The organism is Nocardioides cavernaquae (assembly GCF_003600895.1).
GTDB lineage: Bacteria > Actinomycetota > Actinomycetes > Propionibacteriales > Nocardioidaceae > Nocardioides > Nocardioides cavernaquae.
The window spans coordinates 659631-684248 of sequence record NZ_QYRP01000002.1 but is presented as its reverse complement, the minus strand read 5'-3'; the positions used below and the strand labels follow the sequence as shown (position 1 = coordinate 684248).

At 69.0% G+C, this 24618-nt stretch carries 21 protein-coding genes; 10 read left to right on the top strand and 11 right to left on the bottom strand.

The genetic code is table 11. The features are described 5' to 3' along the window. From D4739_RS03485 to D4739_RS03455, 7 genes are all read left to right on the top strand, one after another. On the top strand, window positions 1-2262 hold the full coding sequence (locus D4739_RS03485) for a transglutaminase-like domain-containing protein (protein WP_120059272.1): 2262 nt from the start codon (window positions 1-3) through the stop codon (window positions 2260-2262). Then, entirely contained in the window at window positions 2259-6614 is a 4356-nt protein-coding gene (locus D4739_RS03480) for an FtsK/SpoIIIE domain-containing protein (protein WP_120059271.1), read from the top strand. Before D4739_RS03485 ends, D4739_RS03480 begins: the two co-directional genes overlap by 4 nt. An 81-nt stretch (window positions 6615-6695) precedes the next feature. Continuing rightward, entirely contained in the window at window positions 6696-6968 is a 273-nt protein-coding gene (locus D4739_RS03475; RefSeq protein WP_120059270.1) for a WXG100 family type VII secretion target, read from the top strand. 71 nt (window positions 6969-7039) lie between these two features. Beyond that, window positions 7040-7312, top strand: a complete 273-nt coding sequence (locus D4739_RS03470; RefSeq protein ID WP_120059269.1) for a WXG100 family type VII secretion target — start codon at window positions 7040-7042, stop codon at window positions 7310-7312. 103 nt (window positions 7313-7415) lie between these two features. Then, the gene (locus D4739_RS03465; RefSeq protein WP_120059268.1) at window positions 7416-9023 is read left to right on the top strand and encodes an alpha/beta hydrolase; all 1608 of its coding nucleotides are present in this window, start codon (window positions 7416-7418) and stop codon (window positions 9021-9023) included. After that, on the top strand, window positions 8999-9508 hold the full coding sequence (locus tag D4739_RS03460; protein WP_120059267.1) for an LppA family lipoprotein: 510 nt from the start codon (window positions 8999-9001) through the stop codon (window positions 9506-9508). Before D4739_RS03465 ends, D4739_RS03460 begins: the two co-directional genes overlap by 25 nt. Before the next feature lie 182 nt (window positions 9509-9690). After that, on the top strand, window positions 9691-10683 hold the full coding sequence (locus D4739_RS03455; protein WP_120059266.1) for a sulfite exporter TauE/SafE family protein: 993 nt from the start codon (window positions 9691-9693) through the stop codon (window positions 10681-10683). A gap of 77 nt (window positions 10684-10760) precedes the next feature. On the opposite strand, the gene D4739_RS03450 is transcribed toward D4739_RS03455, so the two are convergent. The 5 genes from D4739_RS03450 to cysC form a co-directional block, all read right to left on the bottom strand. Continuing rightward, a complete protein-coding gene (locus D4739_RS03450; RefSeq protein WP_120059265.1) occupies window positions 10761-12029 on the bottom strand; it encodes a sulfate adenylyltransferase subunit 1 in 1269 nt (422 codons plus the stop codon). Further along, window positions 12029-12943, bottom strand: coding sequence for a sulfate adenylyltransferase subunit CysD (gene cysD / locus D4739_RS03445; protein ID WP_182920466.1), 915 nt, complete (start codon window positions 12941-12943; stop codon window positions 12029-12031). Before cysD ends, D4739_RS03450 begins: the two co-directional genes overlap by 1 nt. 73 nt (window positions 12944-13016) lie before the next feature. Then, on the bottom strand, window positions 13017-14177 hold the full coding sequence (locus tag D4739_RS03440; protein ID WP_120059263.1) for an LCP family protein: 1161 nt from the start codon (window positions 14175-14177) through the stop codon (window positions 13017-13019). Continuing rightward, on the bottom strand, window positions 14177-14770 hold the full coding sequence (locus D4739_RS17120) for an arsenate reductase/protein-tyrosine-phosphatase family protein (RefSeq protein ID WP_120059262.1): 594 nt from the start codon (window positions 14768-14770) through the stop codon (window positions 14177-14179). Before D4739_RS17120 ends, D4739_RS03440 begins: the two co-directional genes overlap by 1 nt. After that, window positions 14770-16011, bottom strand: a complete 1242-nt coding sequence (cysC, locus tag D4739_RS03430) for an adenylyl-sulfate kinase (protein ID WP_238473505.1) — start codon at window positions 16009-16011, stop codon at window positions 14770-14772. The genes D4739_RS17120 and cysC overlap by 1 nt, the downstream gene beginning before the upstream one ends. Window positions 16012-16316: 305 nt before the next feature. On the opposite strand from cysC, the gene D4739_RS03425 reads away from it, so the two are divergent. Beyond that, on the top strand, window positions 16317-16700 hold the full coding sequence (locus D4739_RS03425; RefSeq protein ID WP_120059260.1) for a helix-turn-helix domain-containing protein: 384 nt from the start codon (window positions 16317-16319) through the stop codon (window positions 16698-16700). Between the two features lie 62 nt (window positions 16701-16762). After that, window positions 16763-17440 (top strand): histone, encoded by a 678-nt coding sequence (locus D4739_RS16790; protein ID WP_182920501.1) that lies wholly within the window; start codon window positions 16763-16765, stop codon window positions 17438-17440. A gap of 93 nt (window positions 17441-17533) precedes the next feature. Here D4739_RS16790 and D4739_RS03415 read toward each other — a convergent pair whose 3' ends face one another. The 4 genes from D4739_RS03415 to galE are packed head-to-tail and all read right to left on the bottom strand — an operon-like array spanning window position 17534 to window position 21379. Continuing rightward, on the bottom strand, window positions 17534-18367 hold the full coding sequence (locus D4739_RS03415; RefSeq protein WP_120059259.1) for a hypothetical protein: 834 nt from the start codon (window positions 18365-18367) through the stop codon (window positions 17534-17536). A gap of 53 nt (window positions 18368-18420) precedes the next feature. Continuing rightward, window positions 18421-19389 carry a GDP-mannose 4,6-dehydratase gene (locus tag D4739_RS03410; protein ID WP_120059258.1) on the bottom strand — a complete coding sequence of 323 codons (969 nt, stop codon included), beginning with the start codon at window positions 19387-19389 and terminating at the stop codon, window positions 18421-18423. After that, the gene (locus D4739_RS03405; protein WP_120059257.1) at window positions 19389-20375 is read right to left on the bottom strand and encodes a GDP-mannose 4,6-dehydratase; all 987 of its coding nucleotides are present in this window, start codon (window positions 20373-20375) and stop codon (window positions 19389-19391) included. The genes D4739_RS03410 and D4739_RS03405 overlap by 1 nt, the downstream gene beginning before the upstream one ends. 26 nt (window positions 20376-20401) lie before the next feature. Beyond that, on the bottom strand, window positions 20402-21379 hold the full coding sequence (galE, locus tag D4739_RS03400; protein ID WP_120059256.1) for a UDP-glucose 4-epimerase GalE: 978 nt from the start codon (window positions 21377-21379) through the stop codon (window positions 20402-20404). Between the two features lie 90 nt (window positions 21380-21469). Here galE and D4739_RS03395 point away from each other — a divergent pair, with 90 nt between their 5' ends. Then, window positions 21470-22267, top strand: coding sequence for an N-acetylmuramoyl-L-alanine amidase family protein (locus D4739_RS03395; RefSeq protein WP_238473504.1), 798 nt, complete (start codon window positions 21470-21472; stop codon window positions 22265-22267). Between the two features lie 39 nt (window positions 22268-22306). Here D4739_RS03395 and D4739_RS03390 read toward each other — a convergent pair whose 3' ends face one another. Then, complete coding sequence (locus D4739_RS03390) at window positions 22307-23068, bottom strand: SDR family oxidoreductase (protein WP_120059254.1); 762 nt, start codon at window positions 23066-23068, stop codon at window positions 22307-22309. A gap of 69 nt (window positions 23069-23137) precedes the next feature. Continuing rightward, complete coding sequence (locus tag D4739_RS03385) at window positions 23138-24370, bottom strand: acyltransferase family protein (RefSeq protein WP_120059253.1); 1233 nt, start codon at window positions 24368-24370, stop codon at window positions 23138-23140. Window positions 24371-24618: the final 248 nt, after the last annotated feature.

Here is a 24618-nt window from a genome sequence, read left to right as displayed (position 1 = left end):
ATGAAGCGACCCGCTTCGCTGATCCCGACCGGCCGCGCGCTGGTCGACCTGCTCTTCGTCCTGGCGCTCGGCACCGTCGCCATGTACGGGTTCAAGGACACCTTCCACGGGTGGACCTACCTGCTCGCAGGCGTGCTCGGCCTCGTCCTCGGCGTCCTGCTTGCGCACCTCGCCGTCGAGCTGGCACAGCCGGTCGTCGTGCTGGCCCTCTTCGTCGTGGTGGCCTTCTTCCTGCTCGGTGGTGCCGTCGCGGGCCCCGACAGCGCAGCTGCCGCACTGCCGCTGCCCGGGACCCTCGTCGACCTCGCCGATCAGTCCGTGCACGGGTGGAAGGAGTTGCTGACCACGCTTCCGCCGGTCGACGGAGGGCCGCTGCTGGCGCTGCCCTACCTGCTCGGCCTGCTCGCCGGTGCCGGCACGCTGACCCTCGCGCGGCGCCTTCGCTCGGCGTACCTGCCGCTGCTCGGTGCCCTCGCACTGCTCGCCGCTGTGATCCTGCTCGGTGTCCAGCACGCCGACGATCTCGCGGTGATCGGTCTGCTGTCCGGCGTGCTCGGCGTCGCGTGGGTCGTCATCCGGGCCCGCTGGCAGTCCAGCACCGTCAACATCGGCAGCCGCAGCAGGAGCCGGGTCGTGCTGGGTGCTGCGCTCTGCGGCGCCGCGGCACTGATCGCGGTCTTCGCCGGCCCGCGCCTTCCCGGCATGGGGGAGGAGCGCGTGGTCCTGCGCACCTGGGTGGAGCCGCCGTTCGACGTCGGCCAGTACCCCTCCCCGCTCGCCTCCTTCCGCAAGCACACCAAGGACTACGTCGGCCCTGAGCACCTCAAGCTCCACGAGAAGCCTCTGCTCGAGGTCGACGGCCTGCCCGCCGGCACGCGGGTGCGGTTTGCCGGGATGGACAGCTACAACGGCATCGTCTGGGGCGCGGCCAACGACTCGGGCACGGAGCCGGGCAACCTTGACACCTTCCGCAAGGTCGGCTCGGTGATCGACAACCCGGCCACCGAGACAGGCGGCAAGGAGGTCGAGGCCACGGTCAAGGTTCTCGAGGGCTACCGCAGCGTCTGGCTCCCCGAAGCAGGAGCGCTCACGGGCATCAAGCTCGGGCAGGGCCTCGACGACCAGAAGGACGCGTTCCGCTACAACCTCGCAACCGACACGGGCGTGCTCCCCGGCGGCATCCAGCCGGGCGACAGCTACAGCTTCCGTGCCGTGCTGCCGGACGGGGACCTCGGCAAGGGCCTGCAGACGTGGTCGGGCTCGTTGCCCGGCGTCGAGGCGGCCAGCCGGTTCCAGAGCCTCGCCGGCCAGCTCGCGGGAACGGCAGAGACGCCTCTCGAGCGGGTGCTCGCGGTGGCCGCAGAGCTGAAGTCCCAGGGCAAGTACACCGACGGTGGCTCGGGCTTCGAGCAGTTCCGCCCCGGGCACTCCCTGAGTCGGCTCACCGAGTTCACCGCAGCCGACCGCCAGATGGCCGGCAACGACGAGCAGTTCGCGGCGATGATGGCGATCCTCGCCAACCAGGCCGGTGTGCCGGCACGCGTCGCCATGGGTGCCCAGGTGCCCAAGGACGGCATCATCAAGGGCAAGGACGTGCACGCCTGGGTCGAGCTGCGCGCCGCGGACGGGACGTGGCGCACGCTCCCGACCGAGGAGTTCATGAACACCGAGACCCCGCCGCAGCAGGAGACCCCCGAGCAGAAGAAGCTCGTCGCCGGCAAGGTGATCCCGCCGCCGGCGCCGGTCCGGCCGCCGTCCAGCGCGGGCGACCCGGTCGAGGACAGCCTCGACCGCCTCGACCAGCACCGGGACTCCTCGTTCCAGATCCCCGGCTTCGTCATCGCCTTCCTCAAGTACGTCGTCCTGCCGCTCGTCCTGATCGCGGGCATCCTCGGCCTGATCATCTGGGCCAAGCGCCGGCGTCGCGCGCTGCGGCGTACCCGTGGCACGCCGGCGACGCGACTCGCGCTGGCCTGGCGCGACCTGCTGGACCACGCCCGCGACCACGGGCACGCGGTCACCGCGCGGGCCACCCGACGGGAGCAGGCGACGGCGATCGGCGTGGCGGGGTTCAACGACCTCGCGCGCGGCGCCGACGGCCACATCTTCGGCATCGAGGACCCGACCGACGAGCACGCAAAGACGTACTGGGACAAGGCCGATGCGCTCCGTGAGGAGATGGCCAAGCCGCTCAGCCGTCTCGCCCGGCTCAAGGTCGCGGTCAACCTCGCCAGCTTCCGGCGGATGGAAGGATCTTCGTGAAGCTCAAGTTCACCCTGCGCCGCCCTGGCGGTTCGGCCACGGACCTGGTGGCGCACGTTGACGCGACCGCGACGATCGGCGACCTCGCCACGCACCTCGCGGCGTCTGACCCGCGGGGTGGGGGTGCCTCCCCGGATCGTGCGCTCACGCTTGCGCTGGCCGACCACGGGCGTCTGCTCGACCCCAAGCTCCACGTCGGCGAGGCGGCCCTCGCCTCGGGTGTGACCCTGACCCTGGCGCCGGCGAGCGACCGCTACACCGCGCCCGCCGCGCAGAACGCCGCCGCCCGGATCAAGGTGGTCAGCGGGCCTGACCAGGGCCGCGAGTTCCCGATCCCGCTGGGCTCCGTGATGATCGGCCGCGAGCAGGACTGCGACATCGTCCTCGGCGACCCGCTGGTCTCGCGGCGCCACGTGCGGGTCAACGTCACCGACGTCATCGAGGTCATCGACCAGGGCTCCGCCAACGGTCTCAACATCGATGGCGAGCCCTCGGTCCGCGCGATCGTCGGCCCCGGCGACCGCGTGCGGATCGGCGACACCGAGTTCACCGTGGAGCGGCTCTCCAACCCGGCGCAGGTTGCCGGTCAGGTCGAGTTCATCCGCTCGCCCGTCGTCCAGAAGCTCCACGAGGGCCGTGAGTTCGACGCGATCGTTGCCCCGGAGCGCCCCCGGCCCCGCCCGCTGTCGCCCCTGATCTTCGTCGCGCCGATCCTGATGGGTGGCGTGCTCTACCTGGTGACGGAGCGGCTGACCTCGCTGATCTTCGTGGCGATGTCGCCGCTGATGGCACTCATGGGCGTCCTCGAGTCCAAGATCTCCACCAAGCGGGAGTGGAAGCGCCTCCAGGCGGAGTACGCCGCCGACCTCTCCGCGCTCTCCGAAGACATCACCGCCGACCAACAGGCGGAGGTGCTGTCCCGGCTCGCCGAGCACCCGTCGGTCGTCGACTGCGTGGAGTCCGTGCGCGAGCTGGGACCGCTGGTGTGGAGCCGCCGCCCCGACCAGCCCCGCTTCGCCGAGCTCCGGCTCGGTCTCGGGTCCCTCCCGAGCCGCACGACGATCGCGTCGCCGCGTGCCACGAAGGCGCCTTACGAGCTCGTCCAGCAGTTCGAGGAGCTCATCGAGAAGCACCGCGACGTCACCGGCGTGCCGATCGTCGGGGAGCTCGCGACCACGGCGATCGGTGTGGCCGGACCCCGCACGCGCGTGCTCGACGTCGCGCGCGCACTCGTCGTCCAGGCGACGACGCTGCACGCTCCGTCCGAGCTGGTCGTCGCCGGCTTCCTCGCCTCCGCGAACGCTCCCGACTGGGGCTGGCTGACCTGGCTCCCGCACACGATGCCGGCGAGCAGCCCGCTGACCGCCGGACACCTCGCCAGCACGCCGGCGGGAGCGACTGCGCTGCTGTCGGAGCTCGAGGAGCTCATCGAGGCACGCGAGAAGGACAGCGACACCGCGATCCTCGTGGTGATCGAGCCCGGCACCACCGCCGACCACGCCCGCCTCGTGGCGCTCGCCGAGCGTGGCCCGGCCCGCGGCGTACACGTCCTGTGGCTGGCCGGATCCCCGCGCGTCCTCCCTGCCGCCTGCAAGGTCTTCCTCGAGCTGGTCCCGAGCGACGGCACCTCGCACGTCGGCTTCGTGATCGAGGGCGACACGGTCAGCCCGGTCACCGCCGACGGCCTCGATGCCGCCTCCGCGATGACGGTGGCACGCTCGCTGGCGCCGGTCAACGACGCCGGCGCCCGCGCCGAGGACGCCAGCGACCTCCCGCGTGCCGTGACCCAGTTCGCGCTGCTGGGGCACGAGCTTCGCGACCACCCCGAGGTCGTCCTCGAGCGCTGGCTGGAGAACGGCTCACTGCTGTCGGGTCCCCGTGCTCCGGCGGAGCGGCCGAAGCGTGCGGGCCACCTGCGCGCGCTCCTCGGCCAGTCGGCCTCCGGCCACCACGCGATCGACCTGCGCGCCGACGGCCCCCACGCCCTCGTCGGTGGCACCACGGGTGCGGGCAAGTCCGAGCTCCTCCAGTCCTGGATCACGGCGCTCGCGGGTGCGCACAGCCCCGAGCGCGTCACCTTCCTGCTCGTCGACTACAAGGGCGGCGCGGCGTTCGCCGACTGTGTAGACCTGCCGCACACCATCGGTCTGGTCACCGACCTGTCGCCGGCGATGGTCCGTCGCGCGCTGACCTCGCTCAGCGCCGAGCTGCGCTTCCGTGAGGAGCTGCTCGCCGAGCACGGTGCCAAGGACCTGATCGAGCTCGAGCGCCACGGTGTCGTCGGTGCTCCGCCGAGCCTGGTCATCGTGGTCGACGAGTTCGCAGCGCTGGTCAAGGAGGTGCCGGAGTTCGTCGACGGCGTCGTCAACGTTGCCCAGCGCGGTCGCTCCCTCGGCCTTCACCTGATCCTCGCCACCCAGCGCCCGGCCGGTGTCATCAAGGACAACCTCCGCGCCAACACCAACCTCCGCGTCGCGCTCCGCATGGCTGACGAGGCGGACTCCACCGACGTCCTCGGCACCGACGCCGCCGCCCACTTCGACCCGGCGATCCCGGGCCGCGCGATGTCGAAGTCCGGCCCGCGTCGGCTGACGTCCTTCCAGACGGCGTACGCCGGCGGCTGGACCTCGTCGGAGCCCGAGCCGCCGGAGATCCTCGTCGAGGAGCTCGGCCTCGGAGCGCCGACCCGCTGGGAGATGGCGAAGCCGCCGCCGGTCCACAAGGACCGCTCGGCCACCGACATCAAGCTTCTCGTCCAGAACATCGTGAAGGCCAACGCCCTGGCCGAGCTGCGGCCGCCGCGCAAGGCCTGGCTGCCCGAGCTGCGCACGACGTACGACATCGCGACTCTGCCGGCCCGACGCCGCGACGAGGAGCTGACGTTCGCGGTCGGTGACGACCCGGAGCGCCAGAGCCAGCCCGCGATCTCGTTCCGGCCCGACCGCGAGGGCAACCTTGCCGTCTTCGGCACCGGCGGTTCGGGCAAGAGCACGCTGCTCCGTTCGATCGCGCTGGCCGCAGGGTTCGCGCACCGCGGCGGACCGTGCCACGTCTACGGCCTCGACTTCGGATCACGGGGCCTCGCCATGCTCGAGGACCTGCCCCACGTCGGCAGCATCATCTCGTCGAACGACCACGAGAGGCTGGTGCGCCTGCTGACCTGGTTGCGCCAGGAGATCGACGAGCGTGCGGCGCGGTTCAGCGCGGTCAACGCTGCGACGATCACGGACTACCGACGCCTCGCGGGGCAGCCCGACGAGCCGCGGATCCTGCTGCTGCTCGACGGCATCGCGGCCTTCCGCTCCGCCTACGAGAGCACCGACCGGGTGCGCTACGTCGACATGGTCACGAGCATCGCGAGCGAAGGCCGACCGGTCGGCATCCACGTGGTCATCGCATCCGAGGTGCGCAGCGGCCTGCCGACGGCACTCTCGTCCGCCGTCCAGCGACGCATCGTGATGCGCATGGCGACGGCAGACGACTACGCCATGCTCGGTGTGCCCAACGACGTCTTCGACAGCACGACGCCCGCCGGCCGTGCCGTCGACGACGAGCGCCAGATCCAGGTCGCCGTGCTCGGCGAGCGCCCCGATTCGCTGAGCCAGGCCGAGCAGGTGCGCGCGCTCGCGGAGGCAATGCGCGACGCCGGTGTCCCGGCGGCGCCGCCGATCCGGAGCCTCAACGCCGAGGTCTCGCTGGGCGAGCTTCCGGTTGCGAGCGACGGCAAGGTCACTCTCGGCATCGCGGGTGACACGCTCGCCCCGTTCGCCATCGAGCCGGCCGGTTCCTTCCTGCTGATCGGTCCTCCGGGCAGTGGTCGCAGCACCGCGCTCGCGACGATGATCGCCACGCTGCGGCGTACCCGTCCCGATGCGGAGCTGCACTACTTCGGCCCGCGGCGCTCGGCACTCGCCGGCCAGCCGTGGTGGAAGTCCTCGGCAACGACCATCGAGGACGCCGTGCGCAACGCCAACGAGCTCACGCCCCTGATCCAGCAGCGGCCCGCGGGCGCGCCGCCGGTGATGGTGGTCGTCGAGGCGGCCGGAGATTACGTGTCGAGCCCGGCCGACGCGGCGTTCCAGCAGCTGGTGAAGGCGTGCATGGCCGAGGACCAGTGGTTCGTGGTCGAGGGCGAGGTCAGCACGCTGAAGACCGGCATGGGCTTCATCGGCCTCGTCAAGGCCGGCCGCCGAGGCCTGTCGCTGCAGCCGGACCAGGAGAGCGGCCTCGGCATGTTCAACACACCGTTCCCGCGGATCAACCGCAATGACTTCCCGTTCGGTCGAGGATTCCTCGTCGGCTCGGGACGAGCGTCGCTGGTCCAGATCGCCACACCCGATCTGGATGGGTAGTTCTCCCCATCGACGTGTAGCCGGATCCACCATAGGTTTTTTCACATCGGGGGTAGGCCCCACCAAGGAAAGGAAACATCGATGAGCATGCTCGGAATGGACGTCGAGATCGTCCGCGGAGTGTCGCAGCAGCTGACCGGCCAGGCAGACGAGATCGAGTCCGTGATCGCGGCGGTCGATGGCCTGATTGCTGAGGCTGGCAACAACTGGACGGGTGATGACGCCACGGCGTTCATCGACTCCTGGAACGCGCAGCACAAGCCGTCGCTGACCGCCGCTGCGGACGCGATCCGCCAGCTGGCCACGACCGCTTCCTCGCAGGCGGACGAGCAGGAGCAGACCTCCGCCGGCTGACCGTCCCAGGTCACCTCAACCACCCAGTCTTCCCGGCACCTCGGGTGCCGGTTCCCGAAAGGAACAGAACCATGGCTTTTGTCGGAATGAGCCCGGAAGCGATCCGTCAGGTCGCTACCGGTCTGTCGAACAACGCCGAGTCGCTGAACTCGGTCATCACCACCGTCGAGTCCGCGATCCAGGAGGCAGAGGCCAACTGGAAGGGTCTCGACTCCACCAACTTCGTCAACGACTGGTCCGGCCAGCACAAGGTGACCCTGCAGACCGCGACCGACGCGATCTCGCAGCTGAGCCAGTCGGCCAACCAGCAGGCTGACCAGCAGGAGACCACCTCCAACGCCTGACCACCGGTTGGTCAACGGACGGCCGGGCGCCCCGCGGGGGAGTCGCCCGGCCGTTCTGCATCGAGAGTGACCCCCCGTCCGCATCCGCCCGAGAGGAGTCCCGATGGGCACGTTCGTCGGCATGGACCCGGCAGCGATCAGACGTCTTGCCTCGCTCCTGGGCGGCTCGGCTGATCAGCTCGATTCGATCAGCGTCACGATCCAGCGGCTGGTCAGCGACGCCGTCTCCCAGTGGGAGGGCCCGGAGTGCCAGGACTTCGTGGCGAGCTGGGAGGGAGAGCACCGCCTCGGCCTCCAGCAGGCCGGTGCGAGTGTCCGCCTCCTCAGCGTGACGGCGGAGACCAACGCGGAGGACCAGGACCGCACCAGCTCGGAAGGTGGATTCTTCGCAGGCGTCGTCGACGCAGTGAAGGATGCCGCAGCTGCCGCCGCCGTCGCTGCAGCAACGGCAGCCGCGCGGTCTGACGTCATCGTGCCGACGATCGCGGACCTTCCTGCGTCCGGCCCGCCACGCGCCGGCTCGCCTGGGCAGAACGCCACGTGGTGGAACGAGCTCAGCGATGCCGAGAAGGCCGCCGTCCTCAAGTTCCATCCCGAGTGGGTCGGCAACCTCGACGGCGTCCCCGGCTCCGTCCGCGACCAGGCCAACCGGGCACTGCTTCCTCAGTACCGCGACGAGCTCGAGCAGCAGCTCGCCGACGCGCGTGCGCGCGGCGATGACGACCAGGCCGAGATCATCCAGAACAAGCTCGACGGCCTGGACAGCGTCGAGGAGGTTCTTGCACTCGGCGACCGCCAGCTGCTCACCCTCGACATCTCGGGTGAGGAGCAGCTGAAGGCCGCGGTTGCCATCGGCAACGTTGACACGGCGGATCACATCGCGGTGTTCACGCCGGGTCTCACGACGACCGTTGAGGACAGCCTCAAGGGCTATGACAAGGACATGCTCGAGCTCCGGGCGACGATGGACGGCGAGCTCGACCTCGCGGGACGCGACGAGTCGACAGCGGTCGTCAGCTGGCTGGGTTACGAAGCGCCTCAGCTCAACACCGACGTACTCGATCCCGGCTTCGACGGTTCCTCGGCCAGCGTCGCCAACGATGACCTCGCCCGTGCGGGCGGCGACGACCTCGCCGGGTTCTACAACGGACTTGACGCGATGCGCCGCGATGACGCCCACATCACCGCCCTGGGCCACTCCTACGGCTCGACCACACTCGGGTTCGCACTCCAGCAGGGCACGGGAGTCGACGATGCCGTGTTCTTCGGTTCGCCGGGACTCGGCACCGACAACCTGGCAGACCTCGGCCTCTCCGAGGGCCATGCGTTCAACATGGAGGCCAGCAGTGATGAGGTCGGTGACGCCGGCCAGTTCGGTGCGGATCCGGACAACATCCCCGGCATTGACCGGCTGTCCACCAGCTCGAGTGAGGTCGACGGCGTTGAGCTCAGTGAGTCGGAGTGGCACTCGGAGTATCTGATGGACCAGTCCACCCCTCAGCACAACATGGCAGTCGTCGCGGTCGGCGCGGACCACGATCGTCTCGTGCAGACCAACGAGCTGGACCTCGGGCTCCCCGGCAGCCTTGCGAACCATGCCGTCGAGGCGGGCCGCGACGGTGCCGTCTGGGCGGGCGACAAGGTCGAGGACGGCGGTCGTTGGGTCGGCGACAAGATCAGTGACGGATGGAACAAGGTGACCGGCGGATGATGCGTAGCCGTGCCCTCGCGCTCCTCCTCGGAGCAACACTCGCCCTCACGGGATGCACCTCGGACAAGGACAAGGCAGGAGAGCCCATGGACTCCACGCTCACGATCGACCAGGCAGTCGATCACTACAACGCGTTCAGTGACGCGGTGATCGATCGGCTGGGCGCTGAGTTCGGCACCCGCCCGTGGGAGACGGCCGCAGATTCTGGTGGACGCGCGTATTGCGGCGAGGGGGACTCCGGCCTCGAGGCCGTCCTCCCGCGCCGTCGCTTTGAGGGCACCTATCCGATCGAGCAGCGTGACGCGGTCCGCGATCTCGTGATCGCGGTCGGCAAGGAGAACGGTTTCCGCGACCCGGAACTCGTCGTCGAGAGGCCGGACTACCTCAAGATCGTGGCGGAGGACGAAGTGGGTGCCCGCTACACGTTCGCGATGTCGGTCAACACGATCCTGTCGACCTCGACCGGTTGCCACGCTGCAGGTTGAGCCGCAGCCGTTGATGCCGCGGCCGTTGATGCCGCCGGCGTGTGTGCGGCGGACCAGATCAGCGCGCTGCTCGGCGAGATCCTGCTCGCACTGTCGTCCGGTAACTCGAGATAGCCACTAAGGTTTGTTGAGCAGAATGGCTTCTGCGTTGCCATGACCTCACACGAACAGGGTGCACTGTCTTGCCCGAGCTCATCACCACGGCGTTCTTCTCCATCCTCGCCGCCGGATTCTTCGTCGGCATCGTCGTCGGCCTGACAGGCATGGGCGGCGGGGCTCTCATGACGCCTGCGCTGATCTTCCTCGGTGTGGGCCACACGGCGGCGATCGTCACGGCGGACCTCACGGCAGCCGCGATCTACAAGACCGGCGGCGCGATCACCCACTGGCGCGGGGGATCACCCAACCTGGCGCTGGCGAAGTGGTTGATCATCGGCTCGGTCCCGATGGCCTTCCTCGGGCCGTGGCTGGTCAGCGCGGTCACGGATGACCCGGAGACGCTGGAGAAGACGCTCAAGCTGTGCATCGGCATCGCGCTGCTCTTTGCCGCGTCGACGTACGCCGTGCGCCTCTACATCAACCTCCGCAACGTCCGTCGTGGCGGTGTGCAGCCGGATGAGCACCCCTACATCCGGCCGGTCCCCACGCTCCTCGTCGGTGCCCTCGGCGGCCTGCTCGTCGGGATCACCAGCGTCGGCTCCGGCTCCGTGATCATGGTCGCCCTGCTGATGCTCTACCCCGGGCTGTCGCCCGTGAAGCTGGTCGGCACGGACCTGGTGCAGGCCGTGCCTCTCGTGCTGGCCGCCGCCCTGTCCAACATCGCCATCCACGGGCTCGACTGGAGCCTGCTCATCCCGCTCGTGCTCGGCTCGGTCCCCGGCACCCTCATCGGCAGCCGGCTCGCTCCCCGCGTCCCGCAGTCGATCATCCGGCGCGGGATCGTGGTCGTGCTGACGATGTCGGGGGTTGCGCTGCTCTTCAAGGCTGGCCTGCACCCCTACGGCGAGGGCCAGGAGACGTTCGAGGCGATCACCATCGCCGGCGTCGGTATCGCGATGCTGGTGCTGGTCCCTCTCGTCTGGGGGGCGCTGCGCAAGCAGCACGGCCTGCCGATGTTCGGGGCGCCGACCGTCACGGAGCTCGAGGGCGCCGTCGGGCGCCGCGGCAAGCTGTAGTCCTGCGCGAACTCATCCAAATGCGAAGCGGCGGCCACCCCGGAGGGTGACCGCCGCTTCGTCGTACTGAGGCTGGATCAGCCGTTGATCATGCCGGCGCCGACAGTGATGCCGGTCGCCTCGTCGATCAGGATGAACGAACCGGTGGTGCGGTTCTTCGAGTAGGGGTCGACCAGCAGCGGGACGGTGGTGCGCAGCTGCACACGGCCGATCTCGTTGACGCCGAGCTCCTTGGTCTCCAGATCGCGGTGCAGCGTGTTGACGTCCAGGCGGTACTGGATGTCCTTGACCAGCGCGCGCCCGTTGCGGGTCGTGTGCTTGATCGCGAGCTTCTGCTTCGGGCGAAGCGGCTCGGTCGTCATCCAGCAGACCATCGCGTCGATGTCCTGCGACGCCGTCGGAGCGTTGTTCACGCGGGCGATCATGTCGCCGCGCGACACGTCGACGTCGTCCTCGAGACGCACGGTGACCGACATCGGCGGGAAGGCCAGGTCGACCTCCTGGTCGAAGAGGTCGATGCCCGCGATCCGGGACGTCATGCCCGAGGGGAGGACGACGACCTCGTCGCCCTTCTTGAGCACGCCGCCGGCCACCATGCCGCCGTAGCCGCGGTAGTCGTGGAACTCGTCCGACTTCGGGCGAACGACGTACTGCACGGGGAAGCGGGCGTCGATCAGGTCGCGGTCAGACGCGACGTGAACGTGCTCGAGGTGGTGCATCAGGGTCGGGCCCTGGTACCACGGCATGTTCTCGGAGCGGTTGACGACGTTGTCGCCGGACAGCGCCGAGATCGGGATGACCTCGAGGTCCGGGATGTTGAGCTTCGTCGCGAACGCGGTGAACTCGTCCTGGATCTTCTTGTAGACCTTCTCGTCGAAGTCGACGAGGTCCATCTTGTTGACCGCGAGCACCAGGTGCGGGACCCGGAGCAGCGACAGGATGACCGCGTGGCGGCGCGACTGCTCGGTGAGGCCCTGGCGGGCGTCGACGAGGACGAGGCCGAGGTCGGCGGTGGACGCACCGGTGACCATGTTGCGGGTGTACTGAACGTGGCCCGGAGTGTCGGCGATGATGAACTTGCGCGACGGGGTCGCGAAGTAGCGGTAGGCCACGTCGATGGTGATGCCCTGCTCGCGCTCGGAGCGCAGACCGTCGGTCAGCAGCGCGAGGTCGGTGTAGTCGTAGCCCTTGGAGACCGAGGTGGCCTCGACGGCCTCGAGCTGGTCCTCGAAGATCGACTTGGAGTCGAGCAGCAGGCGACCGATGAGGGTCGACTTGCCGTCGTCGACGGAGCCGGCGGTCGCGAAGCGCAGCAGGTCCATGGGCTTTTCGGTGGTGCTGGCCATCAGAAGTAGCCCTCCTTCTTGCGGTCTTCCATGGCAGCCTCGGAGAACCGGTCGTCGCCACGGGTGGCGCCACGCTCGGTCTTCTTGGCGATCGACACCTCGGCGATGATCTCGTCGATGGTGGACGCCGTGCTCTCCACGCAGCCGGTCAGCGTGATGTCGCCACAGGTGCGGAAGCGGACGGTGCGCTCGGTGACGACCTCGCCCTCGCGCAGCGGGTTGAGCGGCGTCTCGCTCATCAGCATGCCGTCGCGCTCGAAGACGCGGCGCTGGTGGCTGAAGTAGATGTTCGGGATCTCGATGCCCTCGCGGCCGATGTAGTCCCAGACGTCCAGCTCGGTCCAGTTCGAGATCGGGAAGATGCGCATGTGCTCGCCCTCGTGGAGGCGCCCGTTGTAGAGGCTCCACAGCTCGGGACGCTGCATCTTCGGGTCCCACTGGCCGAACTCGTCGCGGTGGGAGTAGACGCGCTCCTTGGCGCGGGCCTTCTCCTCGTCGCGGCGGCCACCACCGAAGGCAGCGGTGAAGCCGTTCTCCTCGATCGCGTTGAGCAGCGTGGGGATCTGGAGGCGGTTGCGGCTGATCTTCGCGGCGTCGGGAATGATGCCGTTCTTGATCGCGTCGTCGATGCTCGCCACCACGAGGTTCACGCCGAGGCGGCTGACCCAGCGGTCGCGCGTCTCCATGACCTCGGGGAAGTCGAGACCCGTGTCGACCTGGAGGATCGAGAACGGGATCTTCGCCGGGTAGAACGCCTTCTCCGCCAGGCGGAGCATGACGATGGAGTCCTTGCCACCCGAGAACATCAGGACGGGCTTCTCGAACTCGCTGGCGACCTCGCGGAAGATGTGGATCGACTCCGCCTCCAGCTGGTCAAGCTGACTCAGCTGGTAGTCGGAGCGTGTAGAAGCCATTGCTGGCTCTGCCATGTGTCTGGGCCTCTCGTCGGGACAAGCAGCCGACATCGTATCGGCTCGGGCGGATCGGTCAGTCGACGTCCTGATCCGCAGGAAGGGTTTCGACCGGGTGGTCGTTGACGTAGCTGATGAACCTGTCGTGCGCGATCGCGTCGAACAGCTCGCGCATCTCCTTCTCCTTGAGGAGTACGACGGAGGCGCCGTCGACCATGGCGCTGCCCTCGTAGGGGACGGTGGCGTAGGAGATGTCGTCCATGCGCAGCTGGAGACCGGCGAAGGTCAGGTCCAGGATCTCGGAGTTCTTGAACCCGGAGTCCACCGCCAGGTTGCCGGTGACCTCACCCACGAGCCTGGTCACCGCGAGCGGGTTGGCCAGCACCGCCATCGACTGGGTGCGCTGCATGACCGCCCGCAGGAAGTTCTGATGACGCTGGACGCGGTCGAAGTCGCCGCGCGGGAGGCCGTATCGGGTGCGGACGTAGGTCAACGCGTCCTCGCCCTTGATGGTCTGCCACCCCTGGGGCCAGGCCACCTGACCGGTGCCGGGCACGGTGATCTCGTCCTTCACGTAGACCTGGACGCCGCCGATCGCGTTGGAGATGCCCTTGAAGCCGTGGAAGTCCACGACTGCCATGTGGTTGATGTAGAGCCCGGTCGCCTGCTCGACGGTGTGGGCGAGGAGGCTCGGGCCCCCGTAGGAGAAGGCGGCGTTGATCTTGGTGCGGCCGTGCCCCTTCACCTCGACGTACGAGTCGCGGGGGATCGAGACCAGCTGCGCCTTGCTGCCGTCCTCACTGACGTGGAGGACCATGATCACGTCGCTGCGGTTGCCGGTGGCGCTGGCGTGCTCGAGGTCGGAGAGGTCCGTGCCCTCGTCGGGGTTGCAGTGGCGCAGCGAGTCGGAGACCGGCGCCTCTGCGTCGCAGTCGAGGCCGACGAGCAGGATGTTCTGGCCGCCGTAGTAGGGCGGGCGGTCGTCGAGGTCGAGGTCGAAGCGCTCGACCTCGTTCAGGTGCATCCAGAGCCAGAGCAGCCACAGCAGCAGGATCAGCAGGAGGAACAGGACGATCCCGATGAGCACCGAGAGCGCCTTGTGCTCCTTGATCCAGTGGCGCAGCCGCCGGGTCTTGCGGGCCCAGAGGCTGTTGCGGCGTCGGCGGCGAACACGCTTCACCGTGTCGAAGTGCATGTCCTCGTGGAGGACATGCATCTCCTCGGACCGCTCGTCCATTACTCCTCGCCTTCCGTGCCGGACCGTGTGGACCGAGTATCGGGCAACCGCCGTGCTCCGGCGTGGTTGTCGAGTGCTGGCAGGACCACAGCCAGCAGTTCGTCGATCTGGCGCGCGCAGTTCGCGGCGGCGCGTCGGCCCCGGCGGTAGGGGTCGGCCACGTCGGCACGGATCTGGGCGATCCCGCTCGTGTTGGCGACAGCATCCACCAAAGCTGATCCGGAAGCCTGCGAATCCAGTCGCTGGACGACGGTGGCGAACTGGCCGAGGGAGAAGACCTTGCGGAACGCCGCGGGCTGCTCCAGCAGGATGAACTGGCGGTGCTCGTCCTCTGCCGTCAGGACGAGATCGGCCTCGTTCACCAGGGCTGAGGTGAGCCGGCGGCTTCGGAAGGCCTGCGCGTCGATGCCGCCCCGGTCGTCGCCCGCCAGCGTCTCCGCCATCGTGTCGTTCATCGGGTGGTCCACGAACCCGAGCGTTCCGGCCGAGCTCAACGCGAGGTTGCTGTCCTCCGGGAGCGCCCAGCGACCCACGAGCTCCATGTAGGGCGAGCGGCAGATGTTCGCCGTGCAGACGAAGAGGACCCGGAACATCAGAGCGCCAACAGCCCGGCGGCCTCGAGCGCCTTCTCGACGACGGACAGCGCGCTCTCCACGGTGTGACCGGTGGTGTCGACGCGTACGTCGGCGTCCTCGGGCTCCTCGTAGGGGCTGGAGATGCCGGTGAACTCCGGGATCAGGCCCTGGCGCGCCTTGGCGTAGAGCCCCTTGCGGTCGCGGCGCTCGCACTCCTCGAGCGGAGTGGCCACGTGGATCAGGAAGAACGTGCCGCCGGCCTCCTCGACGTACTCCCGCACCTGCTGGCGCGTGCTGTCGAAGGGGGCGATCGGGGAGACCACCGCAAGGCCGCCGTGGCGGGCGATCTCGGCGGCCACCCAGCCGATCCGGCGGATATTGGTCTCGCGGTCCTCCCTGGAGAAGGTCAGGCCGGCGGAGAGGTTGCGGCGCACGACATCACCGTCGAGGGACGTGACCGTGCGGTGTCCCTGCTCGAGGACCTTGTCGACCAGCTCGCGCGCGAGCGTCGACTTGCCGGAGCCGGACAGGCCAGTGAAGAAGAGGACGAGCCCGCGCTGGTCGAGCGGCGGCCGGTCGAACTCGACCACCTCCCTGATCCCCTCCGGATACGCCGAGAGGTCAGGTCTGGCGTGCCGAGAGGTCAGGTCTGGCGTGGTGAGAGGTCGGATCTGGTCGTCGAGGGCGTAGTTCTGCACGACCTGCGTGCCGAGCGCGTGGTCCGCGTCGGCATCCCCGTGGCTCGCAAGCGGGACTGCGATCACGGCGGTGTCGCCAATGAGGTCAGCGGCCGCGAGCGACGCGCGGACCAGGCCGACGGGGGAGAGGTCGTCGGGCGTGCCGCGGCCGGTCAGTGCGAGCAGCACCCTGGGACCCTCGATGGCGGACAGCTCGGCGATCTCGTCGGTCGTCAGTGCGTCGGTCAGCGGCGTCCAGGTCGCCCCGGCGTACTTCGTCCTCGCGTCGGCCGGCGTCAGGTGCAGCCGCCGGAACGGTCCGTACGCCGCAGCGCTGAGGCCGAGCGGGGTCCACCGACCAGCGTCGTTGGTGACGCGAGCCAAGGGGAGGCCTTCGGGGTCGACGAGCTCGATCTCGTGGCGGGCGACGAGCTCCTCGGGCAGCTGCAGCGTGACCGCAGATCCGGGCTCGTTGAAGCTGGTCAGCGGGGCGAGTGCGCCGCTCAGGAGCAACTCGAGGTCGTCGAGCTCGCGGGCGGTCGGGCAGTGCTGGGGCACCGGCTGCGGGTTCTGGCTGGACACGCCCGTCATCCTCGCACGATGCCGGTGGGGTGGGCGTCGGGCGACCGGGCGCGGGATCGGTGAGGTGGTGGCGACGCTTCGATCCACCGGATCTGACGGTTCGGCCCGCCGGACCTGGCCACTCGGCGCACCAGACCTGGCGGTTCGGCGCGCCAGACCTGGCCTCTCGGCGGGGAGTGCAAGCAGTAGCAAGCAACGGTTTCTGGCGTCAGATCCCTTGTGTGGCAGGGGAATCGCCGTCAGTGTGGCGTGATTCACGATGCAGACATTTGCTTTTGCTAACAATAGTTAGCAACAATGGGGACATGGCAAAGGGAATGGTCGGTAAGACCGTCGGCAATCTGGGGGAGTACCTCAAGGAGCAGCGACAGGCGTCCAAGCTGTCGCTGCGCCAGCTCTCCGAGGCAGCCGGTGTGTCCAACCCGTACCTGTCGCAGATCGAACGTGGTCTGCGCAAGCCCTCCGCCGACGTGCTTCAGCAGATCGCGAAGGCCCTGCGGATCTCCGCCGAGCAGCTCTACATCCGTGCCGGCATCCTCAATCCCGAGGATGGCGTCGGCGGTTCCGTGGAGCTGGCGGTGTTGGCCGACTCGGGCCTGACCGAGCGACAGAAGCAGTCCCTGCTCGATGTCTACGCGTCGTTCCTCGCGATCAATGCTGCGGAGCGCGACGACGAAGGCGAGAGCTGACCCACCCCGCAAGGTGAGGCGGCTCCCGCCCACCGGACACACCAAACCAAAGGAGTGCCACGATGGCCACCAAGTTCGACGTGAAGAAGTACGCCGCTGACCTGCAGGCGAAGGTTGCCGACGTCCAGACCGAGGCGAAGAAGACCCAGGCGAAGCTCGAGGCCCGCGTCAAGGGTCTGCAGGCTGACGCCAAGGCTGCCCCGGCCAAGGTCGAGGCGAAGCTGAAGGGTCTCCAGGCGGAGGCCACCAAGGCGCAGGCGAAGCTCGAGTCCAAGGTCAAGGAGCTGCAGGCCGAGGCCAAGACCGCTCCCGCCAAGGTCGAGGCGAAGATCAAGGACCTGCAGGCTGAGGTCAAGGCCGCTCCGGCCAAGTTCGAGGCGCAGCTCAAGGGTGCCCCGGCCAACGTCCAGGCCCAGCTCAAGGACCTGCAGGCCAAGGCCGAGGCGAAGCTCGCCGAGCTCCAGGCTGACGTCAAGGCCCTCCCGGCCAAGTTTCAGGACGAGCTGAAGGACGTCCTCGCGGACGTCACCAAGCGCTACGAGGAGCTTGCTGCCAAGGGCCAGGAGATCCTCGCCAAGATCCGCAAGACCGAGGCGCCCGCCCCGGCCAAGAAGGCCCCGGCCGCCAAGAAGGCTCCGGCCAAGAAGGCCCCGGCCGCCAAGAAGGCTGCTCCCGCGAAGAAGGCCCCGGCCAAGAAGGCTCCGGCCAAGAAGGCTGCTGCGCCCGCGACCGAGGCCTGAGCCTCAGCATCACCGCTTGAACGGAGGAACCCCCGGACCGACGAGGTCCGGGGGTTCCTGCCATTTCCGCGGAGTGTGGCGGGGTCGGGTTGCCTAGGGCGCCGAGTCGATGACGGAGGGGCGCGTCGACGGGCGCTCGCTGGGCGCGGGCTCCGCGCTCCTGCTGGCCTTCGCCGCCGCCCTGGAGCTCTTCACGGCCTCCGGCGGCCCGACCAGCCGCTCCTCCTTGAGGGTCCACGCGCGGTTGATGGCCGCGATCTTCCACTCACCGTCCACACGTCGCCAGTTCATCTGGATGAAGCTGTCGTAGGGCACCTCGTACTCCAGGCCGTGGCCGCGCCAGCGAAGCGCGGTGTGCACCTGGAACATGACGCCCAGGTCGCCGCCCCCCTGGATCCGGCCATGCGTGATCCGCACCGGGGTGAACATCGGGTTGCCCCAACCGCGCGTCGTCGGTGGCCGGATGTTCCAGATCACCAGCTGGAGGATCTCCAGCTGAGCGCGTGCCATCTTCTTCATCTTGGGCGAGGGGCTCATCCAGAGGGGCAGCGCGCGGCGGATGGCCTTGCGCCACCGCTGCTCGGCCTCGCCGGTGAGGAGTGGCAGCAGCCCGTCGAGCTCGCCCTTCTTGATAGTGTGGGGCTGGACCAGCTCGGGGTTGAACGTCCAGTCGCGCAGCAGATCCATCGACTTCTGCCACACCTCGTCGCCTGACGACTCGGCGTACCCGTTCAGGAACCTGGCGGGGGTGTCGATCTCGAGCGTGATCTTGGGCTGGGCTCGCGGGGTGGGACGCGCGGCCAGCGTGGAGGGAACCCTGTCGAGCTCGCTGTTGCTCGGTGCCTCGCCGGCGCACCCCGTGGCCAGGACCAACGTCACCGCACCCACCGCCATCCGGATCCGGGACGGTGCGGTCAGGGTGTGCATGCTGTCGATCCTAGGTCGTGGCCGCGCAGGTGACCCGCCGGGCTCGCCTGCGCTCACGCGAGATCCGTGTCCACCATCCGGCCGACGATCTCGTCGAACGGAACGGTCGGCTCCCAGTCGAGTACGACGCGGGCCCTCGATGCATCCCCGCGGAGGTCGGTCGGATCGGTCGGACGCAGCAGCGCAGGATCGGTGCGGACGAACCGCTCCCAGTCAGTGACCCCGGCATGTGAGAACGCAGCCGCCACGAAGTCGCGAACGCTGTGGCTGGTGCCGGTCGCGATCACGTAGTCGCCGCCCACGTCGTGGCGGGCGGCTCGCACCATCGCGTCGACGTAGTCGGGTGCCCAGCCGAAGTCGCGACGGGCCTCCTGGTTGCCGAGCACGAGCTCAGTGGCCCGGCCCTGGGCGATCGCGGCGACCGTCGAGGTGATCTTGCGCGTCACGAACCGTGTCGGGCGCCGAGGCGACTCGTGGTTGTAGAGCACCAGGCTGGAGGTGTGCAGCCCACGCGAGCGGTAGACACCGGCCATGAGATGCGCGTAGGCCTTCGCCGCGCCGTACGGGTTGAGGGGGCGGAGGGGGGTCTCCTCGGTCTGCGGCGACTCGGACGGCTCCCCGAAGATCTCGGCGCTGGAGCACTGGACGAAGCGGACGTCCTGCCCGGTCGACTCGGCGATCAGCCAGGCCGACTCCATGAGGGCGACGGCGGCGAGGCCGTTGACCTCCGCGCAGAGGTCCGGCTGCTCCCAGGCCAGCGCGACGGAGCTGATCGCGGCCAGGTTGTAGATCTCGCGCGGGTGGAGGTCGCGCAGGAGCGCGCGGGTCGCTGCCACGTCGGTCAGATCGCCGTGGTGCAGGACGACCCCGTCGGGCAGGTCGGCTGCGCGCTCGCCCGACAGGGTGAGCGCGTGCACCTCCATGCCATCGGCCACGAGATGCTCGGCAAGGTAGCTGCCGTCCTGGCCGGACGCGCCCGTGATGAAGGCGCGCCGGCGGTCCGTGGACGTGTGGGGACTCATCAGAGGCCGGCGAGCTTCTTCTGCTCGGCCAGGTCGGAGTCGACCATCATGGCGACGAGTTCGGGGAAGTTGACCTTGGGTGTCCAGCCGAGGGTGGTGCGGGCTTTGGTGGAGTCGCCGATGAGGAGGTCGACTTCGGCGGGGCGCATGAAGCGGGGGTCTTGGCGGACGTAGCGTTCCCAGTCGTTGATGCCGACCTGGGCGAAGGCGAGGTCGAGGAGTTCGCGGATGGTGTGGGTTTCGTCGGTGGATACGACGTAGTCGTCGCCGTGGGGTTGTTGGAGCATGAGCCACATGGCTTCGACGTAGTCGCCGGCGTAGCCCCAGTCGCGTTGGGCGTCGAGGTTGCCCATGACGATTTCGTGTTGGAGGCCGAGTTGGATGCGGGCGACGGCCTGGGTGACTTTGCGGGTGACGAATTCGGGGCCGCGGCGGGGGGATTCGTGGTTGAACAGGATGCCGGAGGAGGCGTGCATGCCGTAGGACTCGCGGTAGTTGATGGTCATGTAGTGGCCGTAGACCTTGGCGACGCCGTAGGGGGAGCGGGGCCACAGGAGGGTTTCCTCGGACTGGGGGACCTGCTGGACCTTGCCGAACATCTCGGAGCTGGAGGCTTGGTAGAACTTGACGGAGGCGGGGTCGTTGCCGGCGTGGAGGCGGACGGCTTCGAGGAGGTTGAGGACGCCGAGTCCGGTGACGTCGGAGGTGACTTTGGCGTTTTCCCAGGAGTAGGCCACGAAGGAGATGGCGCCGAGGTTGTAGACCTCGGTGGGGTTGCTGTCGTTGAGTGCGCGCATGAGGCTGGACTGGTCGGTGAGGTCGCCGGTGAGGATCTTGACGTCGGGGAGTTCGCGTTCGACCATGGCGCGCTTGGGGTTGTTCTGCCCGCGCATGAGGCCGTAGACGTCGTATCCCTTGGAGAGCAGGAGTTCGGCGAGGTAGGGACCGTCCTGGCCGGTGATACCGGTGACGAGGGCAGAAGGCATGGCCCGGATTCTGCCAGAGGCGGATGTCAGGAGGGGTAGCGGTCTCCGGCCTTCTGCCGGGCCTCCCAGGCCGTGGCCACCATGTCCTCGAGCGAGTAACGCATCTGCCAGTCGAGGTCACGCGCGGCGAGGTCACCGTTGGCCACGATCCGCGCCGGGTCGCCGGGGCGGCGGGGGTGCACGTCGGGCGTGAAGTCGATGCCGGTCACGCTGCTGATCGTGTCCATGATCTGCCGCACGGACGAGCCGTCGCCACAGCCCAGGTTGTAGACCGGCTCGATGGTCTCGCCGGCACCGAGGCGCCGGGCGGCTGCCACGTGTGCCTCGGCCAGGTCGGCGACGTGGATGTAGTCGCGCACGCAGGTGCCATCGGGCGTGGCGTAGTCGTCGCCGTTGATCCGCGGGGTGCGGCCCTCGTAGAGCGCCTGGAAGACCAGCGGGAAGAGGTTGTGGGGGCTCGCGTCGAAGAGCTCGGGCGTGCCGGAGCCGACCACGTTGAAGTAGCGCAGGCTCGTGTGCCGCAGGTCGTGGGCGACGCCCGCGTCCTTCAGCAGCCACTCGCCGATCAGCTTGGTCTCGCCGTACGGCGACTGCGGACTGGTCGCGGTCGCCTCGGTGACCAGGTCGACGTCGGGAGTGCCGTAGGTCGCGGCGCTGGAGCTGAAGACGAACTTGTCGACGCCCGCGTCGCGCATCTCCTGGAGCAGGATCACCATCGCGGAGACGTTCTGCTCGTAGCAGTGCAGGGGGCGCTGGACCGACACCCCGGCGTACTTGTAGCCGGCGATGTGGACGACGCCCTCGATGTCGTGGTCGGCGAACGTCTTCCGGACCGCGTCGCGGTCGAGGAGCGTTGCGCGCACGAACGGGACCCCGGACGGGATGAAGGCCTCGAAGCCGGTGCTCAGGTCGTCGAGGACGACCGCGTCGATGCCTGCCTCGCGGAACGCCCGCACCACGTGGGCGCCGATGTAGCCCGCTCCGCCCGTCACCAACCAGCTCACGTGGCTCTCCTCCGTCTCGCGCCCGCCGCCCGTGCGGCGATGCCTGCCGAGGATATCGGGCCGATGCAGACGCTCGGGGATACTGGGCCGGTGAGACCTCTCGGGACGCTCGCTGCTGCGGCTGCGGGCACGACGCTGGCGCTGTCGACGAGCCTGCTCGTCGCGCCGCCGAGCAACGCCCCGGGGACACTGACCCGCGTCGCTGCAACCAGTACGCCGCTCGCCGGGCGCACGATCGTCCTCGACCCCGGTCACCAGCTGGGCAACCGCAACTTCCCCCGCGAGATCGCGCGACTCGTGCCTGCGGGAGGCATGACCAAACCGTGCAACACGACCGGCACCTCGACCAACGGCGGCTACCCCGAGGCCACGATGGCGATGTCGGTGTCCCGCCTGCTCAAGCGACGGCTCGAGGCGCTGGGGGCGCGCGTCGTGATGACGCGCTACGCCAACCGTGAGGACCGGTGGGGTCCGTGCGTCGACGTCCGTGGCCGCGCTGGCAACGCGAGCTCCGGGGTGCGGGCCGACCTCAAGCTATCGGTCCACGGCGACGGCAACATCGGCGGGGGACCGGGCTTCCACGTCATCGCGCCCACCTCACGCGCGGGCTGGACCGACGACATCGCGGCATCGTCGCTCGTGCTCGCGAAGCGCGTCCGGCTGGCGTTGCTGGCCGCCGGGCTCCCCGTCGCGGCGTACACGGGCGGGGGCGATGGCCTCGACCTGCGCGGCGACCTCGGCACACTCAACCTCTCCGACGTCCCGGCCGCGATGGTCGAGCTGGGCAACATGCGCTCGCGCGCCGATGCCGCCCGGATGACGACCCTCAGCGGGAGGACGCGCTACGCACGCGCCCTCGCCGCCGGCATCGTGTCGTACCTCCGTTGAGACGGCGCGACCTTGAAGTTGAGACGGCGCTACGTCGGGTCAGCGGGGGGCCATGCGCAGCGCGCCGTCCATGCGGACGACCTCGCCGTTGATGTAGTCGTGCTCGACCAGGAAGCACGCCAGCTGGGCGTACTCGTCCGGGCGGGCGAGGCGCTTCGGGAACGGCACGCCGGCAGCGAGGGTTTTCTGGAACTCCTCGCTCACGCCCGCCAGCATCGGGGTCTCGACGATGCCCGGGGCGATCGTGTTGACGCGGATGCCGTACTGCGCGAGGTCGCGGGCGGCCGGCAGCTGGAGGCCGAGGATGCCGCCCTTGGACGACGAGTACGCCGCCTGGCCGACCTGGCCCTCGAACGCCGCAACAGAGGCGGTGTTGATGACCACGCCGCGGGCACCGTGCTCGAGCTCGGGCGTCTTCGCGATCTGCTCGGCAGCGAGGGCGAGCACGTTGTAGGAGCCGATCAGGTTGATCTGCACGACCTTGGCGTACATCGCCAGGTCGTTGGCCTCGCCGGCCTTGTTGAGGATCCGGCTCGCGGTGCCGATGCCGGCACAGTTCACGACAGTGCGGAGCGGGACGCCGGCGCTCGCCGCGGTCGCGACGGCCTCGCGGACCTGCTCGGGGTCAGTGACGTCGACCGGAACGTAGTGGACGCCGGCGACCGCGGGAGCCTTCTCGATCGAGCCGGCCAGGTCGAACGCGAAGACGGTCGCGCCCTTCGCGGCCAGGGCGGCGGCGGTCGCGGCACCGAGGCCGGACGCTCCACCGGTGACGATCGCGGCGGTGTTCTCTACCTGCATCTCGTTCCTTCGTTCAGGGGATGACGGGACACATTCTCGCCAGAGCGCCCTGTGGCCATCACACCGAGGTCAGGACTGAGACACGACCGGGGCCGGGGCCTCCGTGGCGACCATCGACTTCTTGTGGGCCAGCGCCGGCTTCTCGACGAAGCGGTAGGTGAGCACCGAGAGCACCGTGGTGCTGGCTGCCATCACCAGCAGGGCGACAAGCATGCCGCCCCAGGTGCCGTAGGCGAGGTCGGGGAACTCACGCCGCAGGAAGAGCGCGAGCGGGTAGTGCCACAGGTAGACGCCGTAGGAGATGAGGCCGGCGCGGGCCACCGGCGCGGACTCGAGGAACCGAATCCACCCGTCCTGGATCCGGCCGCCACCCGGTGCCACCGTCAGCAGCACGAGGGCAGCACACGCGATGCCGACGTCGTAGTAGGGGACCTTCAGCATGAGGGCGGGGAAGTAGCCGACCGCAGCCAGCGCCAGCGCCACCACGGCGAGCCGTCGCGCCCGGCGGACTGTGGCGTCCGCGCACTGTGGTGCCCGCAGGGCGGTGACCACGACCGCGATCAGCATGCCGAAGCCGAAGAGCTCGCAGGTGGCCGGGAAGCTGTGCAGGAACACGGCCGGCCACGTGGAGGCGAACAGTGCATTGTCTCCCTGCGTGGCCATCAGCACCACCGCCGCGGCGTACCCGATGGTGCCCAGGACGATGAGCAGCAGTGGCGGCAGGAGTGCGGCGCGTGTGCCGGTGCGGTGCCCGCGCAGCCGGCGGGCAAGCAGCCAGGTTGCCGGCAGGACCGCGTAGAAGGCGATCTCGGGAACCAGGGACCAGGAGGGGCTGATGCCGGAGTCGAAGGACGAGGCGAAGTAACCGTGGGTCAGCGTGAGGTTCTTGAGCAGGAGGATCGGATCGGTGAGGTAGCCCAGCCGGTCACCGACGTCAACCCCCAGTGGCTGTGGACGGATCACCGTCGTGCCCAGGACGAAGCCGCTGACAGCCAGGATGACCAGGAACGCCGGATAGATCCGCAGGACCCGGTTGCGGTAGAAGGTGCGGATGCTCGGCGCCCGGTGCCCCTCGATCAGGTTGCGCGCGAACGGCAGGTAGAGCAGGTAGCCCGACAGCACGAAGAAGAGCGTCACACCGTGCGTCATCAGTGCGAATCCCTGGCCGGCGACGTAGCCGCCGGAGACGCCTGCTGTCGCGAAGATCGTGGCGCAGTGTGCGATCAGGACGGAATAGGCCGCAAGACCCCGCAGGCCCTCGATCCCGTGATCCCGGGAGCCGACCGTGCTCGCCTTCCCCATGTTCAATCGTGCCTTCCCGATGCAGCACCCCCGACCCCCGGAGTATGTCAGGAAAGCCGCATGTCGTACGCCGATCGCCCGGCCTGCGGCGGTCGCGCTGGCTGCGGCAAGGGCCTCGTCGTACCCGCGCCCGAATGCACCGCGGCGCCGCACTCCCGAAGGAGTACGGCGCCGCGGTGATGTTGCTGGGGCCAGGCCTTACGCGCTCGGGCGTAAGACGTGCGGAGGCAAACCTCCGCTCGTTCCTC